General features: G+C 39.1%; 2 protein-coding genes. Both read left to right on the forward strand.

The features are described from left to right. Positions 1-216: 216 nt before the first annotated feature. Positions 217-3243 (forward strand): DUF2723 domain-containing protein, encoded by a 3027-nt coding sequence (locus tag BLR60_RS23975; protein ID WP_090504930.1) that lies wholly within the window; start codon positions 217-219, stop codon positions 3241-3243. Positions 3244-3457: 214 nt separating this feature from the next. Continuing rightward, entirely contained in the window at positions 3458-6499 is a 3042-nt protein-coding gene (locus BLR60_RS23980; RefSeq protein ID WP_090504933.1) for a glycosyltransferase family 117 protein, read from the forward strand. Positions 6500-6784: the final 285 nt, after the last annotated feature.

Consider the following 6784-nt stretch of genomic DNA (forward strand, 5'->3'; position numbering starts at 1 on the left):
AAGGATATTCTCCTCGAAAGGGAATGCAAATGTAGGAACCTTATTTTAAATATGCAAGAGTGATTTTAAAATATTTTTAATTTCTTTCCTGCTGTTCCTGTTTGCGATGCAAAGATAAAAAAATCATGATATAGCGTGCAACATTTTCTTTTTTTATACGACTTTTTTTACTGCGAACCACTTAAATCATTTATTATCAAAGACTAAAATTAAACTATGAATTACTCAAGGATCAACACCATTGGAGGCTGGCTCTGTTTTATTATTGCCGCACTCACGTACATCTTAACTTTAGATCAGTCTGTAAGTTTCTGGGATTGTGGCGAATTCATTTCTTCTGCCTTCCGAATGGAAGTGGTTCACCAGCCTGGTGCTCCAATAGTTTCTATGATCCAAAGATTATTTTCGGCACTCGCTTTAGGCGATAAAACCAAGGTAGCCTATTTCGTTAATATATCTTCTGCACTTGCCAGTGCCGGTACGATCCTCTTTTTGTTCTGGACCATTACTGCACTAGCCAAGAAAACAGTAATTAAAAAAGGCGAGGAAATCACCAATCAAAAAATCATCGGAATTATGGGCGCCGGTTTGGTAGGGGCTTTGGCCTATGCTTTTTCTGATAGCTTTTGGTTTTCAGCGGTAGAGGCTGAAGTTTACGCCATGTCGTCGCTTTGTACAGCAATCGTGTTCTGGGGCATATTAAAATGGGAATCGCAGGCTGACGAACCAAAATCAGACCGTTGGTTACTTTTTGTAGCATACATTATGGGGATTTCTATCGGCGTACACATCTTAAACCTGCTAACCATCCCTGCATTAATATTTGTTTATTATTTTAAGAAGAATCCATCGCCTAATTGGCAAAGTATTTTAAAGGTATTTTTTGTTTCAATTGCTGTGCTGGCAGTGGTTCAGTTTGGCATCATTCAATATGTGATATCTTTTGCCGCAAGCTTCGATTACTTTTTTGTCAATACTATGGGTTTAAGCTTCGGAACGGGTATATTGTTTTTTGCAGTGCTCCTTATCGGCAGCCTCGTTTATGGCATCCGCTATTCTATGCTTAAAAATAAAAGGGTTTTAAATCTGGTCATGTTATTTACCGTTCTGCTACTTTTTGGATACAGTTCTTTTGCGCTCCTGATTATCAGGGCACAGGCTAAACCTAATTTAAACAACTATAATGTAGATAATGTATTTTCTTTTTCAAGGTATGTTGGTCGCGATCAATACGGCGACAGGCCGCTGCTTTATGGAGAGAACTACAATTCGGAAAAAATCGGCATTAAAGAAACGGGCAAGATTATCCGAAAAGGCGATAAACAATATGAACCTGCAGGCACAAAATCGGAATATATTTTTGCAGATAAAACTTTACTGCCACGGATGTACAGTGATAAACCAGAACATATTAATTTTTACAAAAATTATATGGGTTTTGATGATGAACATAAGCCTACCCTGCTGGATAACTTAAAATACATGTTTTCTTTTCAGACCGGGCAAATGTACATGCGTTATTTTATGTGGAATTTTGTAGGCAGACAGGATAATGAGGATGGACAGTTTGGTGGAAAAGACGGCAATTGGCTAAGCGGCATTAAACCATTGGATGCCATCAGGCTTGGTAATCAAAAAAACCTTCCACCATCCATCGTAGAGAATAAAGCCTACAACAGATTTTTCTTTTTACCTTTAATTATTGGTTTAATTGGTGCCCTTTGGCATTTTAAGCGTAACCAAAAAGATGCCGGCATTATCGGTTTGCTTTTTTTATTCACCGGGGTAGCCATAGTTGTCTATCTAAACTCTGTTCCCATTGAGCCGCGCGAAAGGGATTATGCCTACGTAGGCTCGTTTTATGCTTTTGCCATCTGGATCGGTTTAGGGGTATTTGGGTTAAAGGACTGGGTATTTCAGAAATTAACACCTTTGCGTGCCAGTATTTTGGCTACCGCTATAGGCTTGTTTGGCGCTCCGATCATTATGGCCAACCAGGGCTGGGGCGACCACGATCGTTCTGATAGCCATGTAGCGAGAGATATGTCTGTCAATTACCTAAAATCCTGCGCGCCTAATGCCATCTTGTTTACCTATGGAGATAATGACACCTACCCGGTTTGGTATGCACAAGAAGTAGAAAATATCCGTCCGGATGTGCGTGTGGTGAATTTAAGCTTATTTACAGCTGATTGGTATATTGACGGGATGCGAAAAAAACAAAATGAATCTGCTCCCCTCCCTATCACCCTAAAACACGAGCAATATGTGGAAGGTACGAGAGATATCATGTATTATCAGGATTATAAAATAGCGCAGCATATTGAATTACAGGAAATTTTAGACGTATTGTTATCCGATCACGACGAAGACAAAGTAACCATGACGGATGGCTCTAAATACAATGCACTACCCACCAAAAACCTTAAACTGGCGGTAAATCCGCAGCAAGTATTAGATACGGGAACCGTACCAAAAGAAGATGCCGGTAAAATTGCAGGCAGTATGGAATGGATTTATAATTCGAATTTTGTAACCAAAGGTACTTTGGCATTATTTGATATTTTAACACACAATAACTGGAAAAGGCCAATTTACTTTAGCGGTGCCATGCCGAACGAGCAATATTTAGGACTCAATCAGTACCTCTATTCTGAAGGTTTAAACAAAAGGCTGCTCCCCTTAAAACCCGACACTGCCATTACACAGGATTTTGATCGCGTAAACCTGAAACCGATGTACAACAACCTGATGAATGTGTATAGTTTCGGCAACATGAAATACGCCAACCATTTAGACAGGCAATCTGCTGATGATGTAACCATGTTATCGAATATGTTTAATGGCTTATTAACCGGGCTAATTAATGAGGGAAAAATTGCCGAGAGCAAAAAAGTGGCCAACAAGTACTTTGAAGTGATTCCGGCTAAATTTTACAGTATGCGCCAGGTAATGAGCACCTATTATTTTACCGAAAACCTATATCGGCTAAATGATTTAAACCGCGCAAATGCCATGATCAAAACAACGGCCGATTACATAGGCAAGGAACTCACTCACCTGGCTGATGTTTCGGAGAGTAAAAACCAGCTATCATCAGAACAGAATGTACGTTTCTACCTGGGTTATTTGGGGCAAATGGTAAAAATAACCGAGGCATTTAAACAGGAAAGCCTGAGCAAAAACCTCGAAAAACAATATAATGGCCTGATTGTAAGGTTTACTCCATTTGCTGCAGGATAGACAAAAAACATTCTAAATTTAACCCATAGGCAGGTTTAATCTTTCTGCCTATGGGTTTTTGCTTTCCAATAAATTAAAATCCTTTATGTTAAAGCCCTTAAGCGGTTAAAAATTGTTAAATCAATGCAAAAATTTACCTGTTTTATCGACTAGAATAGTTAATTTCGGCAGCATTTTTATGTGAAAACATTTTTTAATATCATTAAACAAACCAATGAATTATTCAAAAGTTAATAATATAGTAGGCTGGATCTGCTTTTTAATTGCTACACTAACTTACGTTTTAACCTTAGAGCCTTCTGCCAGTTTTTGGGACTGTGGTGAATTTATCGCATCGGCATTTAGAATGCAGGTTGTTCACCAGCCTGGTGCGCCTTTATTCTTAATGATCCAACGTTTCTTCTCTATTTTTGCAGCCGGAGACTTAACGAAAATTGCTTACTGGATGAACGTAGGTTCGGCTGTTTCGAGCGGGGCCACCATCTTATTCTTATTTTGGACCATTACCGCATTGGCTAAAAAAACAATATTAAAAGCTGGTGAAGAATTAACTACAGGTAAATTGATCAGTATTATGGGTGCAGGTGCCGTTGGTGCGCTGGCTTATACTTTCTCTGATAGTTTTTGGTTTTCGGCAGTAGAATCTGAGGTTTATGCACAGTCATCACTGTTCACGGCCATTGTATTCTGGGCCATTCTTAAATGGGAAGCACATGCTGATGAACCTAGGGCAGACCGTTGGTTACTGTTTATTGCTTATATTATGGGTTTATCAATTGGTATCCACTTACTAAACCTATTAACTATACCAGCTCTTGCTTTTGTTTACTATTTTAAAAGAACCGATAAAGCAACCACATCTGGAATTATCAAAACACTTATAGTTGGTATCTTAATCTTGGCAGTAATCCAGTATGGTATTATCCAATACCTGGTTTCGTTTGGTGCTTATTTCGATCTGTTTTTTGTGAACACATTGGGTATGGGCTTCGGAACGGGTGTCTTATTCTTCGCTATTTTATTGATCGGCGCACTGGTTTGGGCAATCCGTTATTCGATCAAACATCAAAAGAAACTATTAAACTTAGGTTTAATCTCAACTGTTTTAATCATTTTCGGTTATGCCTCTTTCTCGATGATCATCATCAGGGCAAAGGCAGATCCAAATTTAAATAACAGTGCACCTAAAGATGCTTTCTCTTTCTTAAGTTACCTTAACCGTGAGCAATATGGCGATAGACCACTCGCCTACGGACCGAACTATAACTCTGAAAGAACAGGTGTAACAGAGGGCAAAACCATCTGGAGAAAAGGTAAAGATAAATATGAAGTAGCAGGCAAGAAAACCGATTACGAATATAACAACAACACTTTATTACCTCGTATGTATAGTGATGACTCTAGACATGCCAGTTTTTATAAAGAGTGGATGCACTTAGATGATAGCAAGCACCCGAACGTAGTTGATAATGTTGGCTTTTTGGCCAGCTACCAGATCGGTTACATGTATATGCGTTATTTTTTCTGGAATTTTGTTGGTCGCCAGAACGATGAGCAAGGCCAGGGCAGCGGATTTGAAGGCGAATGGATTAGCGGTATTAAGCCTTTTGATAGCTGGTTACGTGGAGATCAAAGTCATTTGCCGCCATCAACTGTTGATAATAAAGCTTACAACCGTTTCTTCTTTTTACCGTTGATTATGGGAATAATCGGCGCACTTTGGCACTTTAAGCGCAACCAGAAAGATGCTGGTGTAGTGGCTTTGTTGTTCTTTTTTACAGGTATCGCAATTGTATTATATTTAAATCAAAAGCCTTTAGAGCCGCGCGAAAGGGATTATGCTTATGTAGGATCTTTCTATGCCTTTGCCATATGGATTGGACTGGGGGCCTTGGGCATTAAAGAGTGGCTGTTTAAAAAATTAACCCCAACCGCCGGGGCTATTGGTGCCACAGTAATTGGTTTATTGGCCGCGCCGGTAATTATGGCCGAGCAGGGATGGGATGATCATGACCGTTCTACCAAACTGGTTCCACATGATATTGCCTTGGATTACTTACAGTCCTGCGCACCGAATGCCATCTTATTTACCTATGGTGATAATGATACCTACCCACTTTGGTATATCCAGGAAGTAGAAAATGTGCGTCCTGATGTTCGTATTGTAAACTTAAGTTTATTTGATACAGATTGGTACATTAACGGCTTAAGACAAAAACAAAATGAATCTGCCCCATTGCCAATTACCATGAAACCTGAACAATATGTACAGGGCGAAAGGGATGTGATGCCATATGATGATTATAAAATTGCAGGTAGTGTTGAGCTTAAAAACGTAGTTGATTTATTGTTATCAAACGATGAAAGCGATAAAGTGCCGATGCAAGATGGAACAAAATCCAACTTCCTGCCAACTAAAAACCTTAAAATTACGGTAGATCCACAGCAGGTAATTAGTACGGGAACAGTACCTGCGGCTGACGCTTCGAAAATTACCACCACAATGGATTGGAAATTTAATAAAGGTTATGTTACCAAAGGAACTTTGGCCATGTTCGATATCCTGGCACATAACAACTGGAAACGCCCTATTTATTTTGCTTCGACTGTTCCTTCTGAGCAATATAACGGCTTGGATAAATATTTATATAGTGAAGGTTTAGCCTTGCGCTTAATGCCGCTTAAAGCTGATACAACCGCATCTGAGGATAGACCAGAGCAATTGAACACGCCTGTTTTATATAATAATGTGATGACTAAGTTTAAGTGGGGAAATATGAAAACAGCTAAATATTTAGATCCGCAATCATCTGATGATACGTTTATCTTCACCAATCTCTTCAGTAGCTTAACCAACAGCTTAATTAAAGAAGGTAAAATTGATGAGGCCAAAAAAGTCGTGGATAAATATTATGCAGTAATGCCTGATAGATTCTTCGGCATCCGTACAGTTGTCGTAAAGTTCTATATGGCTGAAAACCTATATAAATTAGGTGAAACCGCCAGAGCCAATGATATTTTAGAAAAATCCGGCGATTACATTAACAAGGAATTGAACTATCTGGCTGATATTTCACAATCAAAAGGATTAACCGGATCGCAGAACATCCAAACCGGCTTATACTATCTGGACCGAATGATTAAAACCAGCAAAGCCGCAGGTCAGAATAAGTTGAGCGACAAACTGCAGAAAATCTTCAACAACCTTGAAGGTCGCTTATCCGTGTTTTTCCCACAGCAAGGTCCGCAACAATAAACGGATCTATAAATAGATTACCAAGCAGCTGCATTCATTTGTAGCTGCTTTTTTTTGTTTATTTGCGCTCATTTTAACAGTCTCGTTGAAGGCTTCGCACTTAAAAACTTTATATGTTTGGATAAGATCGCGAAATACGTCACCCTGAATTTATTTCAGGGTCTTTCCGGCTAAAAGATGCTGAAATAAATTCACTGTTGTCCGGAGAAAATATTTTTTGCTTATAAAAAAAGGGTAGCGATAAAAGCTACCCTTTGTGCTGTTATATTTGAGTTACCACACCTA

Source organism: Pedobacter terrae (genome assembly GCF_900100705.1).
Lineage (GTDB): Bacteria > Bacteroidota > Bacteroidia > Sphingobacteriales > Sphingobacteriaceae > Pedobacter > Pedobacter terrae.

Excerpts from the sequence above, each read along its gene's own strand:
- BLR60_RS23980 (WP_090504933.1), top strand. The coding sequence starts at position 3,458 with ATGAATTATTCAAAAGTTAATAATATAGTAGGCTGGATCTGCTTTTTA.
- BLR60_RS23975 (WP_090504930.1), top strand. The coding sequence starts at position 217 with ATGAATTACTCAAGGATCAACACCATTGGAGGCTGGCTCTGTTTTATT.